This is a genomic window from Caulobacter sp. CCH9-E1, from assembly GCF_001556515.1.
Taxonomy (GTDB): domain Bacteria; phylum Pseudomonadota; class Alphaproteobacteria; order Caulobacterales; family Caulobacteraceae; genus Caulobacter.
The window spans coordinates 1-1,818 of the sequence record NZ_LSJA01000301.1 but is presented as its reverse complement, the minus strand read 5'-3'; the positions used below and the strand labels follow the sequence as shown (position 1 = coordinate 1,818).

At 70.0% G+C, this 1,818-nt stretch carries 1 protein-coding gene; it reads left to right on the top strand.

Annotation, left to right across the window (positions count from 1 at the left end; translation table 11 throughout):
* Positions 1 to 77: 77 nt before the first annotated feature.
* On the top strand, positions 78 to 1,355 hold the full coding sequence (locus AX690_RS16965) for an MgtC/SapB family protein (RefSeq protein ID WP_066730498.1): 1,278 nt from the start codon (positions 78 to 80) through the stop codon (positions 1,353 to 1,355).
* Positions 1,356 to 1,818: the final 463 nt, after the last annotated feature.

Genomic DNA, 1,818 nt, shown 5'->3' with positions numbered 1-1,818 from the left:
GCCTTAAGGGCAAGGAACTCTCCAACCCCTGGAAAAAGCACGATAACATCCCGCTTTAAGCAGCGGAGGTTTGGCCCTTGTCAGAATGGATCCAGGCCCTGTCGCCTTTCGCCGGCGTGGGCTTGGCTTTTGCGCTGGGGCTGCTGATCGGCGTCGAGCGCGGCTGGTCCCACCGGATGGAGCCGGATGGCGCGCGGGTGGCGGGCATCCGCACCTTCGCGCTGCTCGGCCTGGCCGGGGGCGTGGCGGGGGAGGCGACCGCGCACGTGTCGCCGCTGATCGGCGCGGCGATCCTGATCGCGGCCGCGGCGGCCCTGCTGATCGGCTATGCGGGCGCCGCCGCCAAGGATGAGCTGAGCGCCACCACCACCGTCGTCGGCATCATCACCCTGGGCCTCGGCGCGCTGGCCGCCGCTGGCCAGTGGACCCTGGCCTGCGTGCTGGCGGCGCTGACCACCCTGATCCTGGCCCAGCGCAAGCGGCTGCATGAATGGGTGGAGGGCCTGAGCGAGCTTGAACTGCAGGCCATCGTCCGTTTCGCCCTGATCTCGCTGGCCATTCTGCCACTGCTGCCCAACCGCGCGTTCGGGCCCATGGACGCCTGGAACCCGCGCGGAATCTGGACGGTGGTCGTGCTGGTCTCGGGCCTGTCGCTGATCGGCTATGCGGCCAGCCGCAGGCTGGGCGCCGAGAAGGGCGTCTTGGCGACCGCTGCGGTCGGGGCGGTGGTCTCCTCGACCGCCGTCACCGCCGCCATGGCCGCGCGCATTCGCAAGTCGGACGGCGAGACCACGGCGCCGGTCGCCGGGATCGCCCTGGCCTCGACAGTCATGATCGTGCGGGTGCTGGTCCTTGTCGCCGTGCTCGCGCCGTTCGCCTTGTCGGCCTTCGCGCTGGTGGCGGTTCCAGCGGGTCTGGTGGGCGCGGCCTATGTCGGCTGGGCGCGACGAATGAAGTCAGCGTCTACGAGCGATGGCCCCGCGCCATCGGTTCGCAACCCCTTCGACTTGGGGCCCGCCTTGCTGCTGGCGGGCCTGGTGATGGTGATCACGCTAGCTGGCCGCTGGGCTATGCAGGCTTTTGGCGGCGCGGGCCTCGCGACCGTTCTGGGGATTTCAGGCATGGTCGATGTCGACGCGGCCATCATCGCCATGAGCCGCCTGCCCGCGGGAAGCCTGACCCCCAAGCTCGCCGGCCTGATCCTGGCCGCCCCGATCCTGGCCAACACCCTGGTCAAGGCGGGCCTGGCCTTCACGATCGCGCGCGGCTCGGCGGGCGCGAAGGCGGCCGGGCCGCTCCTGGTGACTTTCGTCGCCGGCCTGGCGGGCGTCGCGGCGCTGGCGGTGGTGTTCTAAGCCGGCCGCCGCCGCAGGCCCCCACCTGACCTGCTTCGCAGGTCGTCCGCCCCCCCGGAAGGGGCGGAAGGGAACGCGAGCCTTCTTCCCCCTCCGGGGGAGGAGCGCCGTAGGCGCGGAGGGGGCGAGTACGAGCGTTCGCGGCGCTCCATGATCCGCGTAGACGAAATCGAATCCAGCGATTTCAACGGCTTGTCACTTTTACGCGCCGCTCTGTGATCCGCGTTGAAACTGCCGCCATACTCAGAGCTGTCCCCGTCGCGGGGGAGGGCGTTTGGATCCGGCCCAATACGGCGGCGGGGATAGGCTGAGCGGGGCCGTTTTTGGTCCCCGTCCGTTTCGGCAGGTCGCGTGGCTTACTCTTTAGGAGCGCGCGCGGGTGGCGGGGCGAGGCGGGACAAGGCCGAGAGCGGAGCGACAGGGCGGTGATCGATAAAGCCGCCTATCGTGGATCGCCGAGCTG